The following is a 26,150-nucleotide window of genomic DNA, read 5'->3' on the forward strand; positions in this document are numbered from 1 at the left end:
ACAGATTGTGACAGTAAAAGCTTTACGAGGAACGATTCAAATTCCAGGAGATAAATCCATTTCTCACCGTTCCGTCATGTTTGGTTCAATTGCAGAAGGAACAACAACAATTAACGGATTTTTGCCGGGAGATGATTGCCTTAGCACCATTTCCTGCTTTCAAAAACTAGGTGTAGATATTCAAATGATTGATGAACAAAGCGTTGTGGTAAAAGGAAAAGGTCTACAAGCGCTAAAAGAGCCATCTGATATTTTAGATGTCGGAAATTCGGGCACCACGATTCGCCTCATGATGGGGATTTTAGCAAATACACCCTTTCATTCAACGTTAATTGGAGACGAATCTATTGCCAAACGCCCTATGAAGCGTGTGACTGGTCCGCTTCGTGATATGAATATTCATTTAGACGGCCGAAAAGACGCTAATTTTACACCGCTTGTTATTCGAGGTGGGAAAGCAAAAGGTATACACTATACATCTCCTGTTGCAAGCGCACAAGTAAAATCAGCTATTTTACTTGCTGGACTGCAGGCGAAAGGAACAACTTCTGTAACGGAACCGGCGAAATCGCGTGATCATACAGAACGTATGCTAGAGGCGTTTGGAGTTAAAGTGAAAGAAGAAGGATTAACCGTTTCAATTGAAGGCGGTCAAACGTTAAGAGGAACGCATGTAGAAGTGCCTGGTGATATTTCGTCAGCTGCATTCTTTTTAGTAGCGGGGGCTATTATTGCAAACAGTCGCATTGAAATTCAAAAAGTTGGGATGAATCCGACTCGAACGGGTATTTTAGAGGTGCTTTCAAATATGGGGGCTTCGATCGAGACAGTCAAAGAAACAAAAGAAACGGCGGAACCCTATGCAGATTTAGTTGTAGAAGCTTCTCACTTAAAAGGTACGGAAGTAGGCGGAGACTTAATTCCGCGTCTAATTGACGAAATCCCAATTATTGCACTAGCTGCCACACAGGCAGAAGGGATTACCGTTATTAAAGATGCTGCAGAGTTAAAAGTCAAAGAAACAAACCGTATTGATACGGTAGTGAATGAGTTAACCAAAATGGGAGCTAACATTGAAGCAACGGAAGATGGAATGATTATTCACGGAGGTACAAAACTTCATGGAGCAAATGTAAACAGCCACGGAGATCACCGTATCGGTATGATGCTTGCTGTTGCCTCTTGTATTGCAGAAGGGGAAACAATTATTGAAAATCGTGACGCGGTATCCGTTTCATACCCGCAGTTTTTTGCTCACTTAGAGTCTTTACAGCAGTAAATTCCCTTATTATGTTAAAATAGCAGTTTGAAAGTTGTAAGGAATTTATAAAATTAAAACCAATGACTCTATATTTCGCCGGAGAAATCCGATATAATCATTACAACACCTCTAGTATTAAATAGAATTTGGTGAATGATTATGTTTTTGATGATTGTCTACATCGGGGCCATTTTATTTTTTATAAAAATGTTTATGGATCGAGATTTTATTTGGTTTTTGTTTCTATTGCCATTTTTGATGTTTGTTATGTTTTTTGAAACAGACTATCTTGATCATGTCCCTGAATCTGGAAGGTTAATTATCTTTACGTTTTCTTTTTTAGTCATTTATGCAATGGTTTTAGTGTATAATCGATACTTTAGAAAAGAAGGATGTAAAGAGTAAATTCAAATGTGAATCCATTGATAATGATAAAAAAAGCATGCCCTACGGCGTGCTTTTTTTATCGCTTGAATTGACATCCACTGGTGTAAGCGGCTTTTTAGCAGGGCCTTCTACCACAGATCCGTCGTAAGAAAAACGAGAACCGTGACAAGGACAGTCCCACGTGCGGTCACCGGCGTTCCAATTTACTTCACATCCTAAGTGCGTGCATGTAGTATCGACGCAGTGAAGCTTCCCTTGAGGATCTTTATACGCCCCCGTACGTTTGCTGTTTACATATACGACCGACCCTTCATCATTTTGAAGCTGATCGAGTCCTTTTTCAGGCATTGAAAACTTACCGGTAATAAAGTGTTCAGCCACATCAAGATTTTGACGAAAGAAATGCTTAAGGCTAGGGTCCGCATAAAAACGAGACGGATTATACAACTCTGCATATGGGTTGTCTTTCCCGGTTATTGCATCCCGGATAATATGTGCTGCAATGGTGCTATGAGTCATGCCCCATTTTTTAAATCCGGTAGCAATAAAGATATTTGGCTTGCTTTCTTTAAGGGGCCCGATATATGGAATTTTATCAAGCGTAAATAAATCTTGTGCAGACCATTTATAACGAAAATGTTGGACAGTAAAATTTTCTTCGGCGAACCTCTGAAGGGACTCATAGTGAAACATAGTATTAATTCCTTGTCCAGCTTTGTGGCCTTCTCCGCCAATTAAGATGAGTTCTTCTCCGTCAACTTTTGTTGAACGCAGCGAATGAGTAGGCTGATCAGCACTTAAATACATGCCTCCAGGGTAAGCTTGTTCAACTTTTGCTGCTAACACATACGAACGTTTGGCATACATGCGCGTATAGTAAAATCCCGCTCCATCATAAAATGGAAAGTGTGAACACGCCACTACATATTTGCAAGAAATGCGATGTCCGTCTCTTGTGACAACGGTGGGCGACGTGCTTTCTTCTACATCCGTTGCTACGGTGTTTTCAAAAATCAATCCGCCGCTTTCTGTGAATTTTTTTACTAAATGAAGCAGATATTTTAACGGATGAAACTGAGCTTGATCTTTCATAATAGCTGCTGCTCTAATATCAAAACTAAAAGGAATCTCTGTTGCAAATTCACATGGAATATGTAATCGCTGATAGGCTCGAAATTCTTTACGAACTCGATGGTCAAACTCCAGCGTTTCTCCGTATAAGTAAGCATCTTGTACTGAAAAATCACAGTCAATGTTTTCCGTTTGAATTAAGTTTTTCATAAACTGCAGAGCTTGTTCGTTTGCTTTATAATACAGCAGCGTTTTTTCTTCGCCAATGTGTGAAAGCAGTTCATCGTAGATAACGTCATGTTGAGCTGTAATCTTTGCTGTTGTGTGACCGGTTGTACCATTTAAAATATTATCAGCTTCAATTAACGCCACGTTCAGTCCTTCTTTTTGTAATAAATAAGCCGTTGTAATACCGCTAATACCGCCTCCTACTACTACAACATCAACTTTTCGATTTTCTGAAAGAGATGGGTATGTTGGAAACTTTAAATGATCGCGCCAGTAGGGCTCAGTATCCTTTGGGATATTTGCCAATTTATTCACCTCCATATGATAAGTCTTATTTTTACCATAGTTTTCTAAAAAATGTATGCAAAATAAAGGAATCTACTCTAATAGCACCTCTTGGCTATACCTATTTAAAGAAAAGGAGGGGAAAAGAGTGATTACAATCAGCCTTTGTATGAATGTTGCGAACAAAGAAGAGGTTAATCCAAAACATTTGCTATTCAAGATGCTTCTTTTTCAACGTGGCTTCCACACCTGCACCTTGCCATTTGCTCCTATAGAATTGGTGAATAAAAAGCAGAGCATGAAATAATAAAAGGCTACAGATTGAAACATGCAGAGCAATAAATTCATATAAATGATAGGGAGCATCATATAATAAAAGTATAGATGCTTAATTCGGCAAAAGGTATGTAAACATCAAGGTCCAAATAAAAGGGCAAACGGCATGTTTGTCCTTTTTTCATGATTATAGTGACAATTTTCATATATAGTAATAAAGTATATATATAGCAAAAAAATCCCAAATTTCAAGAATATAAAAAACGGCTTAAAACCAAAACAAGTTGTACTCTCAGAGTATGTAGAACGTGCAAAAAAACGAAATAATATGTAGTATTGTAATACAGGACGTAATTGGGAAGAAAAATGAAAACGTTGACAAAAAGAGGAGGGGTACCATGTTGGGTTCACTACCTAATGTTATAAATACGTCAACGCTTGTGTCTTCAAGTGAACAACAAGAAGCGTCATCTGAATCATTTAAAACATATACTCATAAAGGAAAAAAATTCAAGGTCTATTTACCTAAATCTTATCATATTTTAAAATCTTACCCACTAATGGTTATGCTGCATGGATGTACACAAAATGCAGATGATTTTGCGATAGGCACGCAAATGAATGAGCTCGCCGATGAAAAGGAATTTATTGTCGTATACCCACAGCAGTCTTCTAACTCAAATATGAATAAATGCTGGAACTGGTTTGAACCGCTCCATCAAATTAGAGGGTTTGGCGAACCAGCTATTATCGCAGGAATTGTAAAAAAAGTCCAAAACATGCACTTTATTCAGAAAAATAAAGTGTTTATTGCCGGTCTGTCGGCAGGAGGAGCCATGAGCATCGTTATGGGGGTAACGTATCCAGAACTATTTGCTGGAATAGGTGTGTCAGCAGGTATCGAATATCAGGCGGCTCTTAACGTATTTAATGCGTATTCTGTCATGGCCAGTAAAGGTCCTTCCCCCGTTAAACAAGGGAGAATTGCTTATCAACAAATGGGAAAACGGGCAAAGCCACTGCCGCTCATTGTATTTCATGGTAACGCTGATTCTACGGTAAATGTAGCCAATGCAGATCAAGTGGTTCACCAGTGGATTACAACGAATAATCTTGCTTATAACGGAAGAATAGATGGATGGATTCAAGATAGCCCGGTTAAAACGAGAGAAGAAAAAATCCTCTTTGGACGGGATTATACAACGTATCGCTACGAAAGCAGTAAGGGAGAATTGGCTATTGATAAATATATTATCAATGGAATGGGGCATGCATGGTCAGGAGGGAATTCAGCGGGCAGCTATACGGATCCTAAAGGCCCCAATGCTAGCCGAATCATGTGGGACTTTTTCATGAGTCAAAAAGTATAAACAGAGCATATAATGAGGTTCAGTTGCGTTCTTATCGCAGAGAAGAAGAGCTGAAAGTAGCTCTTCCGGCCCTTATTAGTATAAAGCAGCAGCTGCAGGAGCAATCATTTTAACTAGACGGTTTTTTCTAAAAATTAGGATTTGATTATTTAGAAAACGGGTACTGTAATAAAGAAATATGAAGCCGAAATTACATAGCTTAGGATTGACAGCTTCTAGTTGTAAATGTAAGATAACTGCGAGCTGCATTTTGTATGATTAAAACATTAAAATAAGCCGAAAACTGAACAAATAAATAGAAATTGTAAGATGAGCGGGTAAGGAAAAGGAGATTAAAAAATGAATATTGCATTTTTCTTAGTACCAAAAAGTGATGTTGTAACATTAAATATTCAATCCACATTAAGACAGGCTCTTGAAAAAATGGAGTATCATCGCTATTCTACAGTTCCACTGGTTGACGATGATGGTAAATATGTGGGCGTTCTTACTGAAGGAGATCTTCTTTGGAAGTTAAAAAGCCTAGGAGACTATCGCTTTCAAGATACGGAAAATATTAAATTAACAGAGATTGATCGCTATCAAGATTATAACCCAGTTGCTATATATGATGAAGTTCAAAACATCCTTTCAAAGGCAATTGACCAAAATTTTGTTCCTGTAACGGATGACCAAGGCGTATTTATTGGAATTGTGAGAAGAAGAGAAATTTTAGAGTTTTATGCAGAAAGCGCAAGTAAAGTGAAAAATCAAATATAAAAAAGCCATCTAGAGATGGCTTTTTTTCTTGTCTTATCTTCCCCGTACATACTCCTAAAAACAGGCTTAGGTCATGGCCCACAGCAATGCACTTCCTTGTACTAGTTTACATAATCTATTTATATATAGGTATAAAATTGCCTATATAAATCTTATTTATAGATAAGGATGGTTTATGTGAGTTACAACAACAAAAAGAACTGTTGCTGGTGTTCTAATCAGTATTATTACAAAACTTCTGGTTATGATCCAAGAAGTAGCCATGAAGGAAAATGCTGTCATAACGATTATAAGCATAACGATCATTGTCCTAAACATGATGATGATCATCGTTCAGGTCATAAAAAATGTCATCATGGTGGCAACCATGGCGGAGGTCACGACGGTAACCATGGCGGTAATCACGGCGGAGGTCACGGCGGTAACCATGGCGGTTGTCATGGCGGAGGTCACGGCGGTAACCATGGCGGAGGTCACGGCGGCAGTCATGGCGGAGGTCACGGCGGTAACCATGGCGGTTGTCATGGCGGTAACCACGGCGGTTGTAAAAGACGTCGCTGCTGTTGGGGCTGGGTGTTTTAATTTAATAAATAATTGAATTAAAATGAAGCGTTGATTTAGCAGAAAGAACTCAAGAAATTGAGTTCTTTTTTTTGTAAGTTGAAACTTATAAGCGGTATACTTCGTATATATAGTAAGAGCATTTTGGAGGAGGAAAAAAATGTTTAAAAAAATGTTTGCTAAAATGGGAGTTGGAGCTGCCAAAGTAGATTTACGATTAAATGAAACAGCCTATACGCTCGGTCATGTCATTGAAGGAGCTATTGTCATCCAAGGCGGAAACGTTCAGCAACATATTAATTTAATTGATGTTGAATTTTGGCTTGAAGTTCAAATGAAAAGCGGTCAAATGCATACACATCGTGTGGAAAGCCTGCGCGCAGCTTCTTCATTTACAATTAATGAAGGTGAGAAAAAGGAAATTCCATTTACATATCATTTACCTTTGGATCTTCCAATCTCTGCGAGCAACGTTAGCTATTTCTTTAAGACACACTTAGATATTGAAGGGGGAGTTGACTCAACAGACCGGGACCCTGTGCGCATTAAAGCACCAAAAAGCTTATATCAGCTAGTAGAGGGCTTTGAAGCACTTGGGTTTAGAGAAAAACACCATTCAGGAAAATTTAACGGATACAAACAAGAATTTGCATTTTTTCCTACAGACTTCTTAAAGGGATATGTAAATGAGGTTGAGTTTGAGGTAGCCATTGAACGAGAAGGTATACGAGTGTTATTGGAGCTAGATTTGCCTTCTTTCGGCCGGGAGAGGGAAATAAAAAACGAACTCTTTTTTACAAATGATGAACTAAGCCATCCATCCACTATCGCTCGTTTGCTGGAAGAAGCGATGGAAGAGATGATGGAAAATCCTCGAGACTATGAATATTATAAGCCTTCTCACTATGATCAGCATTCACATCATCCACGTATGAGCGGGTTAGGAGGAGCAATGGGAGGCTTTGCAGCAGGTATGTTAGGCGGGCTGCTCATTGAGAATTTGATGGATGATATGTTTGAAGACTCGGCTCTTGGTGAAATTGGAGAAGATATTGAAGAAGCCGGGGAGGATCTGTTGGATGGAGATTTTTTTGATGGAGGAGACGATTGGTAAAAGGAGTTTTGAATAACTAAAAAGGATGATTAATGATGATCATCCTTTTTTTCTTTCTTCTTTCTTTTTTTTACTTCTATATACTTAATGTGAAAATCTTCTATAATCAACACTTTAAAGTAAAATTGCTCATGCTGAATGATATCATTTTTGGTCACATCAAACTTTTCGGTTAACACCCACCCGGCAATGGTATCTACTTCTTCGTCGCTAATATCCGTGCCGAGTAAATCATTTACTTGGCTAATGAGCATTTTTCCGTCAAGAATATAATGATCGTCTTTGATTTTTTGTACATAAGGAATTTCGTCCGTATCAAACTCATCTCGAATTTCTCCCACAATTTCTTCAATAATGTCTTCTACTGTGACAAGCCCCGCCGTTCCACCATACTCATCAAAAAGAATAGCCATTTGAATGCGTTCTTTTTGCATCTTTACGAGCAAGTCATGAATAGGTACGGTTTCAATTACTTTAAAAATAGGCTTGACATATGATTCTAACGTATTAGTTCCGTCTTTTTCGTTAAATACAATGTCGTTATAAATTTCTTTAATATTAACGAGACCAATTATCTTATCTTTATCTCCATCTTCAACAATTGGATAGCGGGTATATTTTTCGACATTTGCAATTTGCAAAAAAACCTCTACCACGTCATCTTTAGAAGCACTTACAATTTCCGTTCGTGGGACCATTACTTCTTTAGCTAAACGGTCATCAAAATCAAAAATTTTGCTCATATATCGATATTCGGACTGATTAATTTCACCGCCTTCAAAGCTTTCAGATAACAAAATGCGAAGTTCTTCTTCACTATGAGCAGCTTCATTTTCCGAAATCATCGTTATACCAAACATCTTGGTCAACATACGAGCTGAGCCGTTTAATATTTTAATGAACGGATACATAAGTTTGTAAAACACGATAATCGGTTTTGCAAAGTTCAGCGTAATTTGTTCAGCCATTTGAATAGCAAACGTTTTAGGAGCTAATTCTCCTAAGACAACATGTAAAAAGGTAATAACAACAAATGCAATGACAAAAGATAAAATACCAGCAAGCGGCTCGTTCGTATGGAAGGTAGTAAAAAGAGGATGAAGCAACCGATCTAGCGTCGGTTCACCAAGCCAACCAAGCCCGAGAGCCGTGATGGTGATACCAAGCTGACAAGCCGATAGATATTCATCTAGATGCGTAATAACGTGTTTGGCAGATACGGCTTTTTTGTTTCCTTCTTCTAGAAGCTGGTTGATTTTTGAACTCCTTACTTTTACAATAGCGAATTCTGTCGCTACAAAAAAAGCAGTTAATGCAATCAAAACTGCGACTAATAGTAATTTTACGGCGATCATCAAAGTCACCACCTTGTACGTAAATGTATATCTTAAGTGTTAGCCAAAGTGGAGAAAACATGTATTAAATCGGGAAAAGAAAAACGCACATAAAAAAACTGCTTCTATCTTTAAAAAGAAAAAGAAGCAGTTTATTATGTTACATGTTCATTTAGGGGAATTAATCTTAACTTTACCATCATGGTCTATCACATATCGGTTCTACAGTTCAACTGACTTTTAGCAAACGTATTGCGAGCGTGTTATGACACCTCCTTTAACTGTAATCCGAGTATATATGATGCATCTCTCACTCCTCTCTATTAGTTAACTGTATTATAATACATAATTAATCAAAATACTACAAATATTCAGAAAATAATCCAAAATGCATAGTTTTTTGTCATTTTCTGAAATATATGCGCAAAAGAGATTGAGACACAACTATATCAATCGAATCTAAAGGGGAACAAATTGGATAAATGGTCGAGTATGGATCGCTTGTTCCACCGCTGTTGATTTCCGTGCATGACTTCACTTCCCGCAGAAGTCTTCGCCTTTCCCTCCAATCAACAGCTAGAATCAACTCTAAACATAACCTATATTCATCATACTAATGAAAAGATCCGAACGATGAATCGTTCGGATCTTCCTTTAATTAAAATACGTTTGCCCCAGCCTCTTTGTAATTAATGCAGCTTATGGTTATTAGGCATCTGAGGAGAGGCAGTAGCTTTTGCGAAACTTGTGATCATTTGCTGCATATCTTCTTTTGCAAGCTGCGGCACTTGATAATAATGATGTTTGTTTTGATAAAGAGAAATTTCATAAGCCATTTCAATCCAATTAGGAACACTGTCTCCGAATATTCGGCGAACAACAGGATTAGTTATTTCTAAAGCTGTCATAGTTAAAAGAGATGCTTGAGACTTGACTAGACCCAGCATATGACCTGAAATTCCTTTTTCATTAATTTCCTCAACGGACTGATTCGGCTTTTTAGGCTGCGAAGGCTTTAAGCCATAAACAAAGGTATGAGACTGCTTCATGTTATATACATGTGTAGAACCGGCCGGCTTTTGGCCAGTAGAAAAAGCTTCTACGATTAAATTATATTCATTTAAAATAAACTGATATTGCCGATCAATAATATCAAGCAGCTCTTGTTCTTTTACATATTGCCTAAACATCATAAACTGATCCATTACATTGATCGAGCCGGCAAGTGTTTCATGAACGTCAAATAGCTCATGCCCTCCATGGTTCAATTGAGGGGGGACAGCTCCACTTTGCATGTTTGTAGGAAGTTCGTGATTATTCATACTAAGTCCTCCTTAAAATCGGTATCGACTATAGTCTTTAAACTTCTTCAAGTTTTATACTCAAACTTGATTTATTCATAAAATGTTGCTCTACATAACTTAATTTACCTCTAGTTAGTTAATTAAAGGGTAAAAGTGAAAGGGTTTTATAAAAAAAAAGCGAATATCAATAACAATTCACGATCTATAGATAGGGGAATCAAAAAACATGAATGAGCTGCTGTCATACTCAAGTGAATTAAAACATGAAGCAAATCAACTGGTGGTATCCAACCGTTTATTTAATTTGTTAAGAGAGTACGGTTGCCCGCTCTCAGGGGAGAGTTTTGAGTTAAATGTCATGACAAATCGCATCATTAATTTTTACGTAGGAAATGATGAAATGGATGAAGAATCTATTTTTCACATGGGGTATCAGCTTACAAAGCGTTTTCAACCTTATAAGATGATATTTGCTAATGAAAAAGGTAAGTATCAGTGGAGTGTGTATATGATTCAGAAGGGTGAAGAGTGGAAGCTTGATATTTCCGTGCTTCCAGAAAATATCGTGAAGGGCAAAGTTGAGAAACAAGTATTATTAAAATCACTTCTCACTGAAAAGAAGCGGGAATGTATTTTATTTTTCAAGCAGCAAAGCGGATATAATCGCTACTATACGAGTGATCATGTCTATAAGGCTGTGCTAGAAGATGACATTTACGATGATATGTCTTTTTTTATGTGGCTGCAAAAACAAAAAAAAGGAAATCAACAAACGTAAAAAAAGAGCCGATTGGGCTCTTTTTATGCATGTACGGATGTTTTTACAGGTAAAGCAGCTTTTAGCATCCAAATATGTTTTTCAATGTTGCCAATTGTTCCAATGAATAAGTCAGCTGTTACGTGATCATGTGCTGCTTCAGCTTTTTCAACTGCATTTTTTAGGTTTTTAACAAGTAGCGTATAGTCATTAATTAAGGTTTCTACCATTTCTTCACTCGTTTGCTCATTCCCATCTTCAGAAAGAGTAGCTGCTTGTAAAAATTGCTTCATCGTAGCAATTGGGCTTCCTCCAATGGCTAGTAATCGTTCTGCATATTCATCTATATAGTCCGCCGTCTCATTATAGAATTCTTCAAATTTTTCATGAAGCGTAAAAAATTGAGGCCCTTTTACATACCAGTGAAAGCGATGTAGCTTTGTATATAATACGTTAAAATCGGCAATTTGTTGGTTCAATACGTTTTCTAAATTCATAGTTAATAGCCTCCTAATGAGTTGTTGTTATCTTATGTTTATATTATATCAAATATCAAATTAAAATCAATACTTATTTATAATTATTATTAAATAATAATCAGAATGTTTTTAAATTGCAGTTATTCTCTTTAAAAACTCTAAAGATATGATAGGATAGAGCAAGAGTATTGAAAGGAAGAAGGGGTAGTCATGCATATTACACCAGAAGCAAAACAATTAATTAACAATATACTTGAAGAGCAGGAGATAACAGGAATTCGCTTGTATTTCAAAGGAATTAGCTGTGAAATCCCTAACATTGGGTTAGCTTTTGAAGAGCCTTTTGAAAATGATGAAATGTATGAAGTCGACGGAGTACAAGTAGCAATGGAAGCTTCTATTGTGCCTTATACAAATGAATTAATGTTAGATGTCCATACAACGCCGTACGGCCCAGGTTTAGCGTTAGTTGGAGCTAAAGAAGCTGAGTAAAAAATTTATGTAAGAGAAGCTAACAGGTTTGTTGTTTGTTTTGGTAAACCTTGGTTTACTTAATTCAAACGTTAGTGAAATGGAGGGGGACCTATGCTTCTTTCTCATCATGTAACGGTTGAACAAAGACAGCAAATCAAACGCTTTAAACAGCAAATACAAGACGCAAAAACGCTAGATGAGCGCCGTTTGTATCAAGCCCAGCTAAATAAATTTGTTGAGCGCCTATTTATTGAGAATCGCTTGCAGCGCAGCGGCGAACAATAAAAAACACCTAGAAAAGAAGCCTTCAAAGAAGGTTTCTTTTTTTTTTAGTAGATTATTATACTTTTACACCTTGTAATTATTCATTTTCTTATATATCGCCCTTTATCTATTTGAAATTCGGTTTTCTGTATGAATATAGCACTAAAAACGTGTAAGTGACTGTTAAATGAAAGCGCTTTCTGTTATAGTAAAGGTATAGAATTGTACTTGTTCACCTACAATGTTCATAAGGAGTGGTTTGTATGATTGAAAGAGGAAACTTCTTAATTGGTTTAGCGTGGGGAACATCTTTGAGCATACCTTTATGGATCGCCTTCTTTGGCTGGATAAAATTAGTTTGGCGCTTGCTTTAAATAAATAAAAACAAAAAAGTAAAAAACTTCAGTGGATATGCGCTGAAGTTTTTTTAAATAGTATAAATAGGTATTAAGAACTATTGAATAAATTGTATTTTCAAACGATAAGTAAATAAGACTACTAAAATATTATTTTTGGATTTTTTAGGATTCTAATGTTTTAGGTCTTATTACATAATAGAAAGCGGGAGTACAAATTGAAAAGCTATCGTTTAGTAAGTTTCTCTACCTTATGTATCTGTCTATTCGTTTTATTCATTTCACCTTTTCAAGACACATCTAGTGCATCAACTGATAAATATCAAAATTTCAAGCAGCTCTCACAGCACGAGTCTTCAGCTAGCTATAAAGTGACGACTAAAGAAGCGAAAAGCCCTGTCCTTATCTTTGCTCCACACGGTGGAGGAATTGAAGGCGGGACAAGCGAAATTGCCAAAGAGCTTAGCAAACAAAATGCTCTTTACCTATTCGAATCGTTAAAATCGAAAGGCTCGCGAGATCTGCACCTCACAAGCACTCATTTTGATGAGCCCACAGCGCGTAAGATGGTAAGCATGTATGATAATGTTTTATCTCTTCACGGATATTCCGGGAATAAAAAACATATTTTTGTGGGGGGAACTGATCGGGAACGTGCAAAAAAATTAACGCAATTATTAAATCAAAATGGATTTCCCGCGGAACTGATTACAAAAGGGCACGATGAGATTGCAGGCATTAACTCTAAAAATATTGCAAATAAAAATCGTACCGGCAAAAGTATTCAATTAGAGATTAGCCAACCGCTGCGAAGTGCTATGTTTCATTCATTCACTTCACAAGGAAGAGATTCGTCTAAAACTCAAACTTTTTATAAGTTTACAAATGTGCTTTCTACATTTGTTTCCACTTCTTACTGAATCCAAAAAAGAATGCTTTCGCAAGCATTCTTTTTTTATAAACTAGTTTTGCTATTCGTGACTTATAATAGGTTTCCAGTTAAAATCTTTTACATCTTGAACAGAAGGCTTTCTCACGTGCTGTAAGCTTTCTTTATTACATGCTCCATAAACTGTAAAATTTTGCTGAGCTTCTATTAAAGAAATAGAGTTAGCTCCTAGTTCATTGGCATTCAGCTTTTGATACGGATCGTCTTCCCAAAAACATATCTCACAAATATCATAGTCACCATCACTGTCTAACGATTGATAACCGCAGCAAGGGCACGTATACTTTTTCATTGTTCCTATCCTTTCTGTATGGGATTTTAAGCTAGAAAAAAGTCAGCCATCTTATTTAACTATTTTACTATATTCAAGGATAGTCTGAAAGAATATTCAAAAAATTACAGCAGCACCTTACCTAGGATTTGTGAACATTTTATAACGAATTGGTGATAGTTCTTGTGAGATTGAGTGAAAAAGGAGTACACTTACTAGGAAAATAGATCGTGTTCGGAAACGTCTACATAAAAACATTTTTGGATATGATGAATGAAAAAAGAAAAAAGAGATAGGGAGTCATAAATATGAAAAAAATAATAGGTTTACTTTTAGCATGCTTTTTAGCTGTCCCGACAGTTAGTTTTGCTCATACACATGTGCAAACAACAGTACCGGAAAATGGTGCAACTGTTACAGCTCCTCTAAAAGAAATTAAATTAACCTTTGAAACACCGATTGAGAAAATTAGTACAATGACCGTTGCAAAAGATGGACAAAACATTTCACTTGCATCGCAAAAAGTAGAGGGTCATGATTTAATAGCTTCTGTTGATCAGCCTCTTGAAAACGGATCTTACGCAGTAAACTGGGAAATTGTAGGGGAAGATGGGCACGTAATAAAAGATTCGATTGCTTTTAAAGTAGATGTGAAAGATGAAGCAAAAGAAGAGAATACTCAAGCAGCCGGAAAAGATAGTGAAAAAAAGCAGGGCGCCACGCAATCCGAACAGCACCAAAAAAGTGCAGCAGCAAATGATGAAAAAACGGAGAACAATGATTCTTCATCGTTTTTTGTTATCGTGATTATTGCTATTGTAGTGGTGGTTGGAGCATTACTCTTAATCTTCAGAAAGAAAAAGGCTTAAAAAGATGAGTGTTTTGTTGCCTGTTTTTGAGTGGTTCACATACGTAGCTCTTTCCTTATTATTAGGATTTGCCGTACTGCAATATGTACCCCTTACAAAAAAGCCAACAATTTTATTATCAAAGCGATGGCTACTTGCAAGTGCAGCGGCTGTCGCTCTTTTTTCGGTTGGAAATTCGCTTGAGATTATTTTATCTTTTTCAAAAATAAGAGGGTTAGGTGAAACAGTTCGTCTTGTATTATTGGAAACACGAACGGGACACGCCTGGATCTTTGTTGTACTGATTGCTATTTTATGTATGGTTGCTGTTTCAATAGAGAGCCACCCCCATATGTATACATTACTGACTGTAGCCTTAGTGGGAGGAATCGCCTACGCAAGTCACGCAGCATCCGCTTCTGTGCTTAGCGGCATGTTGTCTCATTCCCTTCATATTTTAGCAGTTGGACTGTGGGGAGGAGTGGTTCTGATTGTTGCCGCTTTTTCAAAAGAAACCTCCAATTGGAAAAGTTTCTTAAGCTGGTTTACTCCTTTTGCGATCGCTTGTTTTGTGCTTCTTTCATTAAGTGGGTTCATTTCGATGGTTATTATCATGGGGCTGTCCAACTATGTAAATTCATGGGCTACAGATTACGGGCAATCTCTTTTGTTAAAGCATATTACGATTATTCCGCTGCTTGCATTTGCCGTCATCAATGGCTTTCTTATGAAAAAAGCGATAAAACATCCAGAATATAAGCCCGTGATGTGGATTCGAGCAGAAAGCATTATTTTGCTTATCATTTTTTTATTTACAGCTATCATGGTAACGCAATCGCCGCCAACTAATATAAGTCATATGGCAATGGATTCATCGATTCTTCCTTTTATCTATGGGAAACAAGTGACGCTGCCTCTAACGTTTCACGTAACGATTGTAGGAATCCTATTCTTATTTGTTGCACTGCTGTTTTTTGTGTATTTACTTGTTTGTTTTTACAAAAAGACAGTATGGCTTAGCGTATTAAGTGCCGGTTTGTTTGTTTTTGCTTTTTATATTGCGATGATGACAAGCATTCAAGTCTAAAAACAGTGAGAACTATCTCACTGTTTTTTTGTTAGCCATTAAAAGCTGTGTTATCTCTCGGGCCATTTCTCGGAGAAGGGGGCATCGGCATTTGGGAACTAGAACCGGAGCCGGATGTAGAGCCGCTTGAAGGCGATATATTTCCTGCGTTTCCAAAAATAACGATCCCGCCAGAAATGGTGCCAATCGAAATAGATTTAATATAAACAGACATCCTTATTCAACCTCTCATCTAGTAAAAGAACTCAGTGTACCATAAGTATATGACCAGCTTGTCATTTTTGTATAGACGAGTTTAAAAAATAGGTAAAAGCTTAGAAGTTCAGGTTGAGAAAGGAAATGGTGTAAAATAAGATAGAACTTTGAAGGTAAAGTGTTGATATCACCTATTAAAAGAAGTAGAAAGGAACTAAGATGAATACGCAAAAAGGAATTCATTTTTCATTTAAAAAATTATGGTTGCTAACGAACCCTCCGACAGGAAAGCTACTCATTTCGTTTATACTGGCCTTAATTAATACCGGAGCGTCGCTTTCTATTCCTCTTGTCATTAAAGAAGTGATGGAGAAAATTGCAGTAGGCGTCTCACCGCAGCTTATAGCAGGACTCCTTGGTTTATTTGCTGCTCAAATGGCAACAAGCGCAGTATCTCTTTATCTCCTTGCTCAAGTAGGCCAAGGTGTTGTAAAAGAACTCAGACATAAAGTGTGGAACAAGCTCATAAAGCTTCCGGTTTCATTTTACGACCAAAATCGTTCCGGTGAAATGGTAAGCCGCATTACAAATGATACAACCATTGTGATGAATTTATTGTCAACAGAAATGATTGACTTTGTTAAAAATATTTTATCTATTATCGTTGCCATTGTTATTTTATTTACGCTTGATGTACCCATGACGCTCATTTTATTAGCGGTTATTCCCGTTATGTTTGTACTGGTTATGCCGCTAGCGAGAAAAATACATAAAATTTCACGTGAGCAGCAGGATAAAATGTCCAAGCTTACAGCTTTTTTAGCTCAAATGCTGAGTGAAATCCGCTTGATTAAAGTATCCGGTTCAGAGAAAAAAGAAGTTGATTCCGGCTTACAATCGTTTCAGTCACTCTACCTCTTCGGTGTAAAGAGAGCTAAAATTGAAGCTATCATTACACCGATTATTAGCACGGTGATGACCGCTGTTATGATTGCCATCGTCGGGTTTGGCGCATACCGGGTGAGTGAGGGATTTATCACTGCAGGAGAGCTGGTGGCTTTTGTTCTTTACCTTTTTCAAATTATGGTTCCGGTTGGTTCACTTACCCGATTTGTTACGAGCTTTCAGCAAACTAAAGGAGCTTCAGAAAGAATCTTTGATATATTAGCTGAGAAAGAAGAGAACTATGAAAATGGAGAAGTGCTTGAACAGGTAGGGAGTTTAAGGTTCGATAAAGTTGCTTTTCAATATGAAGATAAACCCGTATTGCAGGAAGTTTCATTTTCTGCTAAAAAAGGAGAAGTTACCGCTTTTGTTGGACCTAGCGGAGCTGGAAAATCTACTGTTTTTTCTCTTATCGAACGCTTTTATGAGCCTTCATCGGGTCACATATTCTTGGATGGAACAGACAGTCAAAACGTCAACTTACGTTCGTGGCGTCACCTGTTTAGCTATGTTCAGCAAGATTCTCCGATTTTAGCAGGAACAATTCGAGAAAATCTCATTTACGGATTAGAGCGGCATGTGACGGATGAAGAAATAGAAGAAGCAGCAAAGTTAGCGAATGCTCATCATTTCATTCAGTCCTTTGAAGCTCAATATGAAACAATGATTGGAGAAAGAGGTATTAATCTCTCAGGAGGACAGCGACAGCGTATTGCAATTGCCCGGGCGCTGTTACGCAATCCTCAGTTTTTATTACTGGACGAAGCGACAGCTAGCTTGGACTCCGAATCAGAAAAGCTTGTGCAAGAGTCATTGGAGACAGTAATGAAAGAACGCACATCACTCGTCATTGCCCATCGTCTATCTACGGTCATTAATGCGGACCAAATTGTTGTAATAGAAGAAGGGCAAGTTACAGGAAGCGGAACGCATAAAGAGCTGTTAGCCTCTCATTCTTTTTACCGGCGTTTGGTAGAGCAGCAGTTTCAAACATCCTTATAGAACAAACAAAAAAAGACTGCTTTCGAGCAGTCTTTTTTTAGTTTATTTATTTAGCTTTTTAACTAATTCATCACCCATTAACTCAGAAGAAAAAGGATCTCGGCTTGTGACAATTTGATCATTTGACCAAACAGCATATACTTTTTTATCCATCTCAGGGATGTAATTAGCCACTTCACGAAGTTCTTGTTCTAAACTGTATGGTAAAAAGGGAAGTACTTCTTCCGGTTCAATTTCATCAGGATAACCGGTTACGTCTAGTCCTTTAATTAACAGTTCATCATCGGATCCTTTCAAGAAAGCAAACACAGAAGGTCCGTGACACTCAGCTGCTAAAATACCTCCGTTGTCGTACACTTTGTTCATAAGTGCATGCAAGTCCACATTTTTTGCTAAGTCAAACATAGCGCCGTGGCCGCCTACTACTAAGATAACGTCATAGTTCTCAGCATCTACTTCTTCAAGTTTCATTGTCTGATCCGCTCTTCCTGACTCATATAATTTCTTATACGTTCCGTCTGGATCAAAGTCTTCTGAAATACTTCGAACGTCTAGTTCCGGCTTACCTCCAAAAGGTGAGGCTAAGTCAACGGTGTGTCCTGCGTTCTCAAGCTTTTGCAGCGGAGCAAATAATTCTTCTGCCCACCAACCTGTGTGATAATCTTTCTCTTCGTATCCGCTTGATAATACAGCTAACACTCTTGCCATGTTTATACCTCCTAAATGATGTAAAACGTATAGTGATATATATCATGTATTCATTGTGAACTGTACCCTATATAAAAAAACTTTAAACAATGGCAAGTTATGAAAAGGTAGCGTGAATCATAAACAAAACCAAAAAAGAGATAGCAAATTTAAGATGCCACTTTTTATCTGTACGCTGATAGCGCTTCACGCCCATCACGAGCAGACAAGCTAGAACAGCCATCGTGATAATTCCTGAAAAGTACGTAAAATTTGCTTGAAATCCTTTTATCAAAGCCATATAACCATGTAAAATAATCAAAGCAGTTGATATAAGGGCAACGGGAACGTGCCACTGACGAACGTACTTGGCTAAAAACTGAATGAGCGGTTTTAACTCAAACTTTCCTTTTTTAATTTGCGATATCGGTTTCCATTTTAATAATAAAAAGATAGGATAAATAGCTAAAGCTGCAAAGAAACCAATTCGTGCGATAGAACCAAGCTCTTTAAAATTCCCTTCGTATATTTTAGAATCAAGCGGAAGGGAATGTTTATAAATAGGGACGTAAATAAGCCCTGCTACAACTAGTAAAAAAGATATAGTAAAGATAAAGATCACTTTTTTACGCTCACTTTTATTTTTGATTAACGTCTGTAGCCATGATTTTTTAGCTGGAGATTTAGCGGAATTCATTTTCTTCCTCCTTGGAAAAAACTAGTTAGTATCAGTATGAACTTTTTTTCTTAAAAAATCTTTAAAAATCCTTCTTTTTTAAAAAAATTCATTTTTTTCTTTGCAATACGCGTTATAGTTAAACAAAGGGTTTAAAAAGGAGATGAATACATGAAAAAAAGAATAAGTATATCTATAATCAGTCTTTGTTTACTTTTAACAGCCTGTGGTCAGGAACCTGCTCAAAGCACAAATGCTGAGCAGCCAAAACCGTTGGACGTAAACCTTCAAGGCCCAGAGGCGTTACAGAAAAATGAAAGCGGTATCTACAAAGCCGAAGTTACATATGGAGACGAAAAAGTAAAAAATGATGACGTTGAAATGATTGAATTTGAAATAGAGAAAAAAGATGGCGAAGGGAAAGGGAAGATGTTAAAGCCTAAACAAATAGGAAAAGGTGTATATGAGATACAAACATCTTTCTCTGAGCCTGGCACATATACCGTACAGTCACATGTTTCTGCAAAAGGGACGCATAACATGCCTCTTATAACCGTTACGGTTAAATAAAAGAAGTCAAGGATGCTAATTCCTTGGCTTCTTTTCGTTTAGTATGTCCGTTAAATTCCCATTCTACAAGGGGAAAAGGTTATTTGGAATAGGATGATGTTTTCTATCATCAATTAAAGTAATACACTGAGCCAGCTGTTCAATCCCTCGTTTGATCGTATTCTTATTTACTTGTGAGATGCTTAATCGGAGAAGCGTGTCTCGTTTATATTCTGGTAAAAAAAATCTAGAAGCATCATCAACATATATGTGCTGCTCGTTTAGCATGTGGACAATCTGTTTTGCTTTCACATGCTCAGGCAAACTAATGGATAAATAGAATCCTGAAGGTGGCTTAGAAAAATGTGTATGAGCGGGCAGCAGTGAATCACATGCTTCTACAAGAGTTTGCATTTTGGTATGGTATACCTCTTTTATCTTTTTAAGATGACTAGTAAACATGCCGCTTTTTAAATAAATTTCAAGAGCACCTTGGGAAAGCGCTGAACTATTAAAATCTGAACTGAATTTATATCGTAAAAAGTTGCTATTCATTAAAGAAGGAAGCACGATAGCAGCAATGCGTAACCCAGGAAGAAAAATTTTCGAAAAGCTTTTAATATAAATGACTCGTCCAGAAGGATTAAAAGAAAATAAAGGATCTGATTTTGCATCGGGATCAAGGTCGCCCAAAAAGTCATCCTCGACTATATATACATCGTATTTTTCGGCCAGTTCCACGATTTTTTTCTTCTCGAAATTTGTATAACAATGTCCAAGAGGATTATGGAATCTTGGAATAATATAGAAAAATTTTATGTCATTATTTCGAAAAATGTACTCCAAACGATCAAGATCAATCCCTTCCATCGATAGCTCAATCCCAAAAGTAGTAGTTTGGTGCAGGGTAAGAGACTCGATAAAACCGAAATAAGTGGGCTGTTCAATCAGGATATTATTTTTTCCATTTGGAAATGGCATAGAAACTAATAAGTGAAGAGCTTGCTGAGACCCAGATACAACAACTAACCTTTCAGCTTGAGTGAACACCTGTAGGCTCTGCAAGTGTTTCACTAACTGTACCCGCAATGAGTAAGAGCCTTGTTGATCAGAGTATGTAAAAAGCTCTTCTTTGTAGTGTTCAATTGCTTGGTTTATACAATGCTGAAATTCAAGATAAGGCATAACGTTTTTATCTGGACCAGCAGACAAGAAATCAATCACTTCATTTTCATTCGTCCTATGTTGAAATTCTGCCACAACGTAGTAGCCGCTTTTAGGAACAGAATAAATTAAATGCTCTTTTTCTAATTCGCTGTACGCTTTAATAACGGTATTCTTGCTGCACGAAAAATGGTGGGAGAGTCGGCGAACAGAAGGGAGTTTACCACCTGCAATAAGCGATCCATTTGCTAGGCCAAGCTTAATTTCTTCCATGATTTTTAGATATTTCAAACTCATAGGTCCTACTCCTTTAATTTGTACCCGTACAGTTAGGTAAAAGAATGATTTATTTTACTAGTTGTCCTGCGCTATCCTTTTAATTATATCAGAACTTTTTTTAGAAAAATGGTACAGTTCTGAAAAATAAAAAGACAGGGGTAGGGTAAGATGCAAAAAGAAACGAGAGATAAAATCGGCTTATTGTTAGGGGTAGTAGGCGTTATCTGTTTTAGCTTAACCCTTCCTTCTACAAGTGTTGCAGTCGAGTATTTCGGAACGACAGTCGCCGGTTTAGGAAGAACAGCTATAGCTGCTATCTTAGTAGCTGTGATATTGATTGTACGAAAAGAAAAATTTCCTTCTCTTCGCCAATTTAAAAGTCTGCTGATCGTTGCTTTAGGCGCAGTTTTAGGGTTTCCTCTGCTCACTTCCTGGGCAATGAAATCATTGCCTGTTTCTCACGGAGCGGTTGAACTCGCTCTTTTACCATTAGCCACAGCCGGTTTTGCGATGTTTAGAGGAGGTGAACGTCCTTCTTTCAAATTCTGGATATCAAGCATGATTGGTTCTGCAGCTGTTATCGTGTATGCTCTTCACCTCGGATTTGGTCAACTGCAGTTTGCCGATGCCGCTCTACTAGCAGCGGTGCTGATACTTGGACTGAGCTACGCAGAAGGAGGGGTGTTAGCAAGAGAATTAGGCAGCTGGCAGGTAATTGCTTGGGCCATTATCATCGGTGCGCCATTTTTTATGATTCCAGTGGGACTAAGCATTACAGCTGAAATGCTTCATGCGCCTTTAAAAGCGTGGGTTAGTTTGATTTATCTATCAGTCGTGAGTCAATTTTTAGCATACGTTGCTTGGTACAGCGGAATGGCTATGGGGGGAATAGCCAGAGTTAGCCAGGTTCAATATTTGCAGCCATTTTTAATGATTCTGTTTGCAGCTCTATTTCTAGGCGAATCAATTACACTTTTTACTCTTGCTATAGCAATAATTGTTGTCTTTTCGGTTGTACTAGGCAAAAACGCCTCGGTATCAAAAAAAGAAGTGCATCCCCAGAAAATGATGAATAAAGATGCTTAACTAATATGTGAATTTGTTACATTAAAACAGCATGCTCTATTTCCGTTAGCAATCGGCAGGTTCATTCAGTCTCCTGTTTTTCTATGTAAGTTTCAAGAGCCAAAAGATAAGAAATGAATGAATTTCCTGTGTAAAAAAGGTATATAACGGTTTTTTTTCACATAGGTTGAACATTATACAAGAACTTGTACACCGAAAAAATACAATTAGACAAATAATTCGTATTGGGCTTGTCATATACATAGAGAGAAGAGGTAGTGATGAAAAAGGACGGGAGATAGAGGAGATAACGAGATGAACACTTTTTTGAAAGGAACGTTTATTCTAGCAGGTGCTGCCTTTGCAGGAGAGTTAATTGAATTTCTTGTAAATATGGTACTTGCTAGAGAATTAGGAAGGGAAGGCATGGGCATGTACATGACTGTTCTTCCTATCATTTTTCTTATTGCCACCGTAGCCAACTTAGAACTGCCTATTTCTATTTCTAAATTTCTTGCTGAACATCATCGCAAAGAACATCAGCATATGATGAAGCATGCCACCATTTTTGCGACTGCTGTGAGCTTGGGGATCTTTTTTATTACACTGGCCGTATTAGCAGCCTTTCCATTTTTCAGTCACTATCATCCTTACTTGAAATGGGTTGTACTATGTTTCATTCCGGTTGTTTCATTTTCAGCGGTGCTTCGTGGATATTTTACGGGTAAAAATAATATGACGACCATCGCTGTGTCTAATTTTATTCGCAAAGCCTTTCAGCTAACTATTTTATTTGTTGTTTTTCAAATGTTCGCTTTCACAGATGTTAAAATGTCTCTGTTTATTGCGATTTGTACACTGATTGGAACCGAAGCTGTTATTTTGCTTTATTTTTTTATCACGTATGTTACTCAGTTAAGTGTTTTATCAAGAGGGCACAGGCCTCTGCTTTCTCCAAGTGAGATTCGGAAAAAGCTGTTAGGCGTCTCACTTCCGACCACGGGACTGCGTTTATTTAATGCGGTATGTAATGCTATTCAGCCGTTTTTAATCAAACACGCGCTCGTTTTATCGGGCATGACGTTAACCGGGGCAACGCAGCATTTTGGTATGCTAACAGGGGTAGCGATGTCGATCGGCTTTTTTCCGGCTTTCTTTGCTCACTCTCTTTTAGTAGCACTCATACCTGCTGTATCTGAAGCTCATGCGAAAAATCAGGAAGAACAGCTTCAAAGACTTTTGACTCAAAGTATGCAAATGACATTTTTATATGGGATTCCGTCTATAGTGGCGATGTATTTCTTTGCTGAGCCGCTTACTAACTTGTTTTTTCATTCTACAGAAGCCGTGTACTATCTAAAGGCTTTATGGCCGTATTTTCTTTTTCACTTCTTTGCCGTCCCGCTTCAAGCTTATTTAATTGGACTCGGCTATGTAAAAGATGCTTTTTATCATACGATTTGGTCTCATATTGTCTCTTTTTCCCTGATGTTTTTCTTAGGATCACAAACAAATATTGGCATGCAGGGAATTATTATCGGGATGAACTGTGGTGTGGTTGTTTTGACCGTTCTGCATTATGTAACGATTTGCAAAGTCATTAACGTTTCCTTTTTTTCACTTAAGCATAAAACGCATTTATCTTAAAAAAACCTCCAACAGTGAAGTTGGAGGTTTTTTGGTTACCAGTTATTCATAATTGAGCTAAACAGTGTAGCAGGGTCTTGTCCGCCGCCGCCTGATAAGTATTTCGTTGTTTGCGTAGAATTAGCATTATCAAAGCCAGCGTGGATAGAAACGACTGCATCATCGGTATACCCGACGAACCAAGCATCTTTGACGTCGTTGGTTGTACCGGTTTTACCTGCAGCATCTCGTGAAGAACGAGCGTTAACACCTGTTCCATAGCTTTTTTCAATTACGTCTTGCAGCATGGATGTCATTGTATCCGCATTTTCTTCACTCATTACTCGCTCTGTCTGAATGTCTGGCTTTTTCACTTCACCGTCGCGCATCTCAATTTTTCGAATTGCGTACGGCTTAGTCATGACGCCTTTGTTAGCGAAGGTTGTATATCCTTGTGCTAACTGAAGGGGAGAGAACGTTGTCGTCGTTCCTCCAAGAGCAAGTCCTAATTTTGACTTATCGTCATCTTCAAGAGGAAGTCCAGCTTTTTCCATGAATTTTGCGCTTGTATCAATACCAATTTGTTTTAAAAGCCAAACAGCTGGAACGTTAAGTGAACGAGTAAGTGCTTCACGCATTGTCACATGCTTTTGATATTCACCTTCTGCGTTTTTAGGGCTATATCCACCGCCAAAGTCTTGTCGTTCGTCACTTAAGAGTGAAGTTGGTGTATAATCTCCAGTTTCTAATGCTGGACCGTATACGGCTAAAGGCTTAATAGCTGAACCAAGCTGATAGCCGCTTGTAGCACGGTTTAAGCCGTTTCGCTCATAGCTGCGTCCTCCATACATCGCTGAAATCCCGCCTGTTTTAGGGTTGACAGCTGAAATCCCAACCTCTACTTTGCTGTTGATGTCATCATCTCGGAACGTATGATTTGCTACAGAGTTATTAATCGATTCCTGTAAATTAGGATCTAAATCTGTATAGATGGCATAACCACCCTTATAAAGGTCATCAGCAGATACGCCATATTGTTGAGCAGCTTCTTTAATTACATAATCAATAAATGCTTGATTTGAGTTCGGTTTTTTAACCGGAATACTAGGCTCGACTACGCGTTCGTTTAACGCTTGCTGATACTGAGTATCGCTAATAACGTTTTGGTCATGCATCAGTTTCAATACAACGTTTCGTCGGGCTGTTGCTTTTTCTGTACTATTGCTTGGTGAATACGTACTCGGCGCTTTTGGGAGTCCTGCTAAAAGCGCAGCTTCGCCTACGGTTAAATCTGATACAGGCTTATTAAAATAAATCTGAGAAGCTGCACCAATACCGTATACACCGCTTCCGAAATAAATTTGATTTAAATATAATTCCAAAATTTGATCTTTTGTAAATTGTCTTTCTAAGCCTAGTGATAGAAACATTTCATCTACTTTACGTTTAATGGTCTTATCACTAGATAAGTAAAGATTTCTTGCTAACTGCTGCGTAATGGTACTTGCGCCTTCAGCTTTACTCATTGTTACAATGTTCTTAAAAAGGGCGCGGCCAATACCTTGTAAATCAATCCCAAAATGCTTGTAAAAGCGACGGTCTTCCGTTGCAACAAACGCCATTTTTACATAATCGGGAATTTCATTGCTCGAAACATTTTGACGGGGAACGGTTTTATACAATTCGTCAATCTTACGGTCATTTTTGTCATAGACTACCGTACTTTGAACCGACTGCAGTTTCGAGTAAGATAAATCAGCCGTTTGCTGAAATTGCTTTAATACATAGGTAACTCCTAGCATTACAATTAAAACAACGACTAAAAAGGCTAAAATAAATTTCCTCATGTTGGTTCACTCCACTAAGTAATAATTCCATGTTCACACATAGCTACATTCTTCGTCTTTACAAGGTCGTTATGTAAAGAATGCTGAAGTTTGTTGACCCATTCAATCTTTTAAGAAAGAGATGGGTGATAAAGTATTAACGTTTAAAAGCTGACGCGCTAAGTTTAATAAAGGCTATTATTCAAGTGCAGGTAAGTTTTTAGGGTATAAGATGATTGACATAAATAGCTCTTTACGCAGTTATTTTTTGCTTACTCGCAGATGCTTCGTTTTTTTATTAAACTGAAACAAAGTGAAATACAATCATCTGAACTTAGTTTACCCATAAATTTGTGTTTGTCAAATAAAGTCGTATAAAGCACCATTCGGGGCTTTGTTCCCCTTTATGAAAAACCAAGGGGGTATTTTACGTTCTGTTTCTCATAGAAAAAAGTTGTTATAACACGTATAAGAAATACGATTTAGTACGCTCGGGTATAAATGCTGATATCTGTTGAAAGTAACGAAATAAAGAAAAAATTAACTAATTTATCAGACTAGGGCACTTTTTATACGAAGGAGGACGGGCGAGTTTTAATCATTATCCACCTTTTGACGGGAGCACTTAGATAAAAGTGGAATATTTCTTTACCCGCTGTAAGTCAAACGAATTAAATACCTAGCTGCATATGAGTAATGGT

Annotated in this window: 27 protein-coding genes; 17 read left to right on the top strand and 10 right to left on the bottom strand. The window is 37.6% G+C overall.

Annotated elements, in window-relative coordinates; all coding sequences use genetic code 11:
• Positions 1-7: 7 nt before the first annotated feature.
• Both aroA and ACRPLY_RS12970 read left to right on the top strand, forming a co-directional pair.
• Positions 8-1,279 carry a 3-phosphoshikimate 1-carboxyvinyltransferase gene (gene aroA / locus ACRPLY_RS12965; protein ID WP_432231872.1) on the top strand — a complete coding sequence of 424 codons (1,272 nt, stop codon included), beginning with the start codon at positions 8-10 and terminating at the stop codon, positions 1,277-1,279.
• Between the two features lie 141 nt (positions 1,280-1,420).
• A complete protein-coding gene (locus ACRPLY_RS12970) occupies positions 1,421-1,666 on the top strand; it encodes a hypothetical protein (RefSeq protein ID WP_013057694.1) in 246 nt (81 codons plus the stop codon).
• Between the two features lie 42 nt (positions 1,667-1,708).
• On the opposite strand, the gene ACRPLY_RS12975 is transcribed toward ACRPLY_RS12970, so the two are convergent.
• A complete protein-coding gene (locus tag ACRPLY_RS12975; RefSeq protein ID WP_080754504.1) occupies positions 1,709-3,253 on the bottom strand; it encodes an FAD-dependent oxidoreductase in 1,545 nt (514 codons plus the stop codon).
• Positions 3,254-3,380: 127 nt separating this feature from the next.
• Here ACRPLY_RS12975 and ACRPLY_RS12980 point away from each other — a divergent pair, with 127 nt between their 5' ends.
• The 5 genes from ACRPLY_RS12980 (at position 3,381) to ACRPLY_RS13000 (ending at position 7,312) form a co-directional block, all read left to right on the top strand.
• The gene (locus tag ACRPLY_RS12980) at positions 3,381-3,539 is read left to right on the top strand and encodes a hypothetical protein (protein WP_155404191.1); all 159 of its coding nucleotides are present in this window, start codon (positions 3,381-3,383) and stop codon (positions 3,537-3,539) included.
• 367 nt (positions 3,540-3,906) lie between these two features.
• Positions 3,907-4,878, top strand: a complete 972-nt coding sequence (locus ACRPLY_RS12985; RefSeq protein ID WP_016764703.1) for an extracellular catalytic domain type 1 short-chain-length polyhydroxyalkanoate depolymerase — start codon at positions 3,907-3,909, stop codon at positions 4,876-4,878.
• Between the two features lie 339 nt (positions 4,879-5,217).
• Positions 5,218-5,637, top strand: coding sequence for a CBS domain-containing protein (locus ACRPLY_RS12990; protein ID WP_013057690.1), 420 nt, complete (start codon positions 5,218-5,220; stop codon positions 5,635-5,637).
• Positions 5,638-5,899: 262 nt separating this feature from the next.
• Complete coding sequence (locus ACRPLY_RS12995) at positions 5,900-6,235, top strand: hypothetical protein (protein WP_432231873.1); 336 nt, start codon at positions 5,900-5,902, stop codon at positions 6,233-6,235.
• A gap of 123 nt (positions 6,236-6,358) precedes the next feature.
• Complete coding sequence (locus tag ACRPLY_RS13000; protein ID WP_274862519.1) at positions 6,359-7,312, top strand: sporulation protein; 954 nt, start codon at positions 6,359-6,361, stop codon at positions 7,310-7,312.
• A 29-nt stretch (positions 7,313-7,341) separates the two neighbouring features.
• Here ACRPLY_RS13000 and ACRPLY_RS13005 read toward each other — a convergent pair whose 3' ends face one another.
• Both ACRPLY_RS13005 and ACRPLY_RS13010 read right to left on the bottom strand, forming a co-directional pair.
• On the bottom strand, positions 7,342-8,667 hold the full coding sequence (locus ACRPLY_RS13005; RefSeq protein ID WP_047750563.1) for a hemolysin family protein: 1,326 nt from the start codon (positions 8,665-8,667) through the stop codon (positions 7,342-7,344).
• A 668-nt stretch (positions 8,668-9,335) separates the two neighbouring features.
• Positions 9,336-9,968, bottom strand: coding sequence for a spore coat protein (locus ACRPLY_RS13010; RefSeq protein WP_432231874.1), 633 nt, complete (start codon positions 9,966-9,968; stop codon positions 9,336-9,338).
• Positions 9,969-10,176: 208 nt separating this feature from the next.
• Here ACRPLY_RS13010 and ACRPLY_RS13015 point away from each other — a divergent pair, with 208 nt between their 5' ends.
• On the top strand, positions 10,177-10,728 hold the full coding sequence (locus ACRPLY_RS13015; RefSeq protein WP_033579460.1) for a hypothetical protein: 552 nt from the start codon (positions 10,177-10,179) through the stop codon (positions 10,726-10,728).
• A gap of 23 nt (positions 10,729-10,751) precedes the next feature.
• Here ACRPLY_RS13015 and ACRPLY_RS13020 read toward each other — a convergent pair whose 3' ends face one another.
• Positions 10,752-11,204: a Dps family protein gene (locus ACRPLY_RS13020; RefSeq protein ID WP_028412796.1), complete on the bottom strand. Its 453-nt coding sequence runs from the start codon at positions 11,202-11,204 to the stop codon at positions 10,752-10,754.
• A 192-nt stretch (positions 11,205-11,396) separates the two neighbouring features.
• Between ACRPLY_RS13020 and ACRPLY_RS13025 the strand changes: the two genes are divergently transcribed.
• The 3 genes from ACRPLY_RS13025 to ACRPLY_RS13035 all read left to right on the top strand — a co-directional run bounded on the left by ACRPLY_RS13025 (position 11,397) and on the right by ACRPLY_RS13035 (position 13,200).
• Positions 11,397-11,678 carry a hypothetical protein gene (locus tag ACRPLY_RS13025; RefSeq protein ID WP_013057684.1) on the top strand — a complete coding sequence of 94 codons (282 nt, stop codon included), beginning with the start codon at positions 11,397-11,399 and terminating at the stop codon, positions 11,676-11,678.
• Between the two features lie 93 nt (positions 11,679-11,771).
• Complete coding sequence (locus ACRPLY_RS13030; protein WP_013057683.1) at positions 11,772-11,945, top strand: hypothetical protein; 174 nt, start codon at positions 11,772-11,774, stop codon at positions 11,943-11,945.
• A gap of 553 nt (positions 11,946-12,498) precedes the next feature.
• Positions 12,499-13,200: a poly-gamma-glutamate hydrolase family protein gene (locus tag ACRPLY_RS13035; protein WP_098113300.1), complete on the top strand. Its 702-nt coding sequence runs from the start codon at positions 12,499-12,501 to the stop codon at positions 13,198-13,200.
• A gap of 51 nt (positions 13,201-13,251) precedes the next feature.
• Here ACRPLY_RS13035 and ACRPLY_RS13040 read toward each other — a convergent pair whose 3' ends face one another.
• Entirely contained in the window at positions 13,252-13,521 is a 270-nt protein-coding gene (locus tag ACRPLY_RS13040) for a CPCC family cysteine-rich protein (protein ID WP_098113301.1), read from the bottom strand.
• A 287-nt stretch (positions 13,522-13,808) separates the two neighbouring features.
• Here ACRPLY_RS13040 and ACRPLY_RS13045 point away from each other — a divergent pair, with 287 nt between their 5' ends.
• On the top strand, positions 13,809-14,369 hold the full coding sequence (locus ACRPLY_RS13045; protein WP_049165347.1) for a copper resistance CopC family protein: 561 nt from the start codon (positions 13,809-13,811) through the stop codon (positions 14,367-14,369).
• Between the two features lie 4 nt (positions 14,370-14,373).
• Entirely contained in the window at positions 14,374-15,435 is a 1,062-nt protein-coding gene (locus ACRPLY_RS13050) for a copper resistance D family protein (RefSeq protein WP_232217049.1), read from the top strand.
• Positions 15,436-15,466: 31 nt separating this feature from the next.
• Here the strand turns inward: ACRPLY_RS13050 and ACRPLY_RS13055 are convergent, their stop codons facing one another.
• Entirely contained in the window at positions 15,467-15,649 is a 183-nt protein-coding gene (locus tag ACRPLY_RS13055; RefSeq protein WP_430079146.1) for a hypothetical protein, read from the bottom strand.
• Positions 15,650-15,849: 200 nt separating this feature from the next.
• Between ACRPLY_RS13055 and ACRPLY_RS13060 the strand changes: the two genes are divergently transcribed.
• Complete coding sequence (locus ACRPLY_RS13060; protein ID WP_034270099.1) at positions 15,850-17,577, top strand: ABC transporter ATP-binding protein; 1,728 nt, start codon at positions 15,850-15,852, stop codon at positions 17,575-17,577.
• 42 nt (positions 17,578-17,619) lie between these two features.
• Here the strand turns inward: ACRPLY_RS13060 and ACRPLY_RS13065 are convergent, their stop codons facing one another.
• Together ACRPLY_RS13065 and ACRPLY_RS13070 are read right to left on the bottom strand one after the other, a co-directional pair.
• Positions 17,620-18,285, bottom strand: coding sequence for a type 1 glutamine amidotransferase domain-containing protein (locus tag ACRPLY_RS13065; RefSeq protein ID WP_325077727.1), 666 nt, complete (start codon positions 18,283-18,285; stop codon positions 17,620-17,622).
• A gap of 97 nt (positions 18,286-18,382) precedes the next feature.
• A complete protein-coding gene (locus tag ACRPLY_RS13070; protein WP_325077726.1) occupies positions 18,383-18,961 on the bottom strand; it encodes a hypothetical protein in 579 nt (192 codons plus the stop codon).
• A 150-nt stretch (positions 18,962-19,111) separates the two neighbouring features.
• On the opposite strand from ACRPLY_RS13070, the gene ACRPLY_RS13075 reads away from it, so the two are divergent.
• Positions 19,112-19,510, top strand: a complete 399-nt coding sequence (locus ACRPLY_RS13075; protein WP_028412805.1) for a FixH family protein — start codon at positions 19,112-19,114, stop codon at positions 19,508-19,510.
• Positions 19,511-19,573: 63 nt separating this feature from the next.
• Here the strand turns inward: ACRPLY_RS13075 and ACRPLY_RS13080 are convergent, their stop codons facing one another.
• Positions 19,574-20,950, bottom strand: a complete 1,377-nt coding sequence (locus tag ACRPLY_RS13080) for a PLP-dependent aminotransferase family protein (RefSeq protein ID WP_048019011.1) — start codon at positions 20,948-20,950, stop codon at positions 19,574-19,576.
• A gap of 150 nt (positions 20,951-21,100) precedes the next feature.
• Here ACRPLY_RS13080 and ACRPLY_RS13085 point away from each other — a divergent pair, with 150 nt between their 5' ends.
• Together ACRPLY_RS13085 and ACRPLY_RS13090 are read left to right on the top strand one after the other, a co-directional pair.
• A complete protein-coding gene (locus ACRPLY_RS13085) occupies positions 21,101-22,018 on the top strand; it encodes a DMT family transporter (protein WP_325077725.1) in 918 nt (305 codons plus the stop codon).
• Positions 22,019-22,312: 294 nt separating this feature from the next.
• Complete coding sequence (locus tag ACRPLY_RS13090) at positions 22,313-23,644, top strand: polysaccharide biosynthesis protein (protein ID WP_013057669.1); 1,332 nt, start codon at positions 22,313-22,315, stop codon at positions 23,642-23,644.
• 35 nt (positions 23,645-23,679) lie between these two features.
• Here ACRPLY_RS13090 and ACRPLY_RS13095 read toward each other — a convergent pair whose 3' ends face one another.
• Positions 23,680-25,470 carry a transglycosylase domain-containing protein gene (locus tag ACRPLY_RS13095; RefSeq protein WP_325077724.1) on the bottom strand — a complete coding sequence of 597 codons (1,791 nt, stop codon included), beginning with the start codon at positions 25,468-25,470 and terminating at the stop codon, positions 23,680-23,682.
• Positions 25,471-26,150 lie beyond the last annotated feature (680 nt).

This window comes from Priestia sp. TGN 0903, assembly GCF_050846855.1.
GTDB classification, from domain to species: Bacteria; Bacillota; Bacilli; order Bacillales; family Bacillaceae_H; genus Priestia; species Priestia zanthoxyli.

Bases quoted from the DNA above. Each gene is read 5' to 3' on its own strand.
- ACRPLY_RS13095 (WP_325077724.1), bottom strand. From the start codon at position 25,470: ATGAGGAAATTTATTTTAGCCTTTTTAGTCGTTGTTTTAATTGTAATG.
- ACRPLY_RS13020 (WP_028412796.1), bottom strand. From the start codon at position 11,204: ATGAATTTAGAAAACGTATTGAACCAACAAATTGCCGATTTTAACGTA.
- ACRPLY_RS12995 (WP_432231873.1), top strand. From the start codon at position 5,900: ATGAAGGAAAATGCTGTCATAACGATTATAAGCATAACGATCATTGTC.
- ACRPLY_RS13000 (WP_274862519.1), top strand. From the start codon at position 6,359: ATGTTTAAAAAAATGTTTGCTAAAATGGGAGTTGGAGCTGCCAAAGTA.
- ACRPLY_RS13075 (WP_028412805.1), top strand. From the start codon at position 19,112: ATGAAAAAAAGAATAAGTATATCTATAATCAGTCTTTGTTTACTTTTA.
- ACRPLY_RS13040 (WP_098113301.1), bottom strand. From the start codon at position 13,521: ATGAAAAAGTATACGTGCCCTTGCTGCGGTTATCAATCGTTAGACAGT.
- ACRPLY_RS13050 (WP_232217049.1), top strand. From the start codon at position 14,374: ATGAGTGTTTTGTTGCCTGTTTTTGAGTGGTTCACATACGTAGCTCTT.
- ACRPLY_RS13065 (WP_325077727.1), bottom strand. From the start codon at position 18,285: ATGGCAAGAGTGTTAGCTGTATTATCAAGCGGATACGAAGAGAAAGAT.
- ACRPLY_RS12990 (WP_013057690.1), top strand. From the start codon at position 5,218: ATGAATATTGCATTTTTCTTAGTACCAAAAAGTGATGTTGTAACATTA.
- ACRPLY_RS13015 (WP_033579460.1), top strand. From the start codon at position 10,177: ATGAATGAGCTGCTGTCATACTCAAGTGAATTAAAACATGAAGCAAAT.
- ACRPLY_RS13045 (WP_049165347.1), top strand. From the start codon at position 13,809: ATGAAAAAAATAATAGGTTTACTTTTAGCATGCTTTTTAGCTGTCCCG.
- ACRPLY_RS13070 (WP_325077726.1), bottom strand. From the start codon at position 18,961: ATGAATTCCGCTAAATCTCCAGCTAAAAAATCATGGCTACAGACGTTA.
- ACRPLY_RS12985 (WP_016764703.1), top strand. From the start codon at position 3,907: ATGTTGGGTTCACTACCTAATGTTATAAATACGTCAACGCTTGTGTCT.
- ACRPLY_RS13060 (WP_034270099.1), top strand. From the start codon at position 15,850: ATGAATACGCAAAAAGGAATTCATTTTTCATTTAAAAAATTATGGTTG.
- ACRPLY_RS13030 (WP_013057683.1), top strand. From the start codon at position 11,772: ATGCTTCTTTCTCATCATGTAACGGTTGAACAAAGACAGCAAATCAAA.
- ACRPLY_RS13080 (WP_048019011.1), bottom strand. From the start codon at position 20,950: ATGAGTTTGAAATATCTAAAAATCATGGAAGAAATTAAGCTTGGCCTA.
- ACRPLY_RS13005 (WP_047750563.1), bottom strand. From the start codon at position 8,667: ATGATCGCCGTAAAATTACTATTAGTCGCAGTTTTGATTGCATTAACT.
- ACRPLY_RS13025 (WP_013057684.1), top strand. From the start codon at position 11,397: ATGCATATTACACCAGAAGCAAAACAATTAATTAACAATATACTTGAA.
- ACRPLY_RS13055 (WP_430079146.1), bottom strand. From the start codon at position 15,649: ATGTCTGTTTATATTAAATCTATTTCGATTGGCACCATTTCTGGCGGG.
- ACRPLY_RS13010 (WP_432231874.1), bottom strand. From the start codon at position 9,968: ATGAATAATCACGAACTTCCTACAAACATGCAAAGTGGAGCTGTCCCC.
- ACRPLY_RS12970 (WP_013057694.1), top strand. From the start codon at position 1,421: ATGTTTTTGATGATTGTCTACATCGGGGCCATTTTATTTTTTATAAAA.
- ACRPLY_RS13090 (WP_013057669.1), top strand. From the start codon at position 22,313: ATGAACACTTTTTTGAAAGGAACGTTTATTCTAGCAGGTGCTGCCTTT.
- ACRPLY_RS13085 (WP_325077725.1), top strand. From the start codon at position 21,101: ATGCAAAAAGAAACGAGAGATAAAATCGGCTTATTGTTAGGGGTAGTA.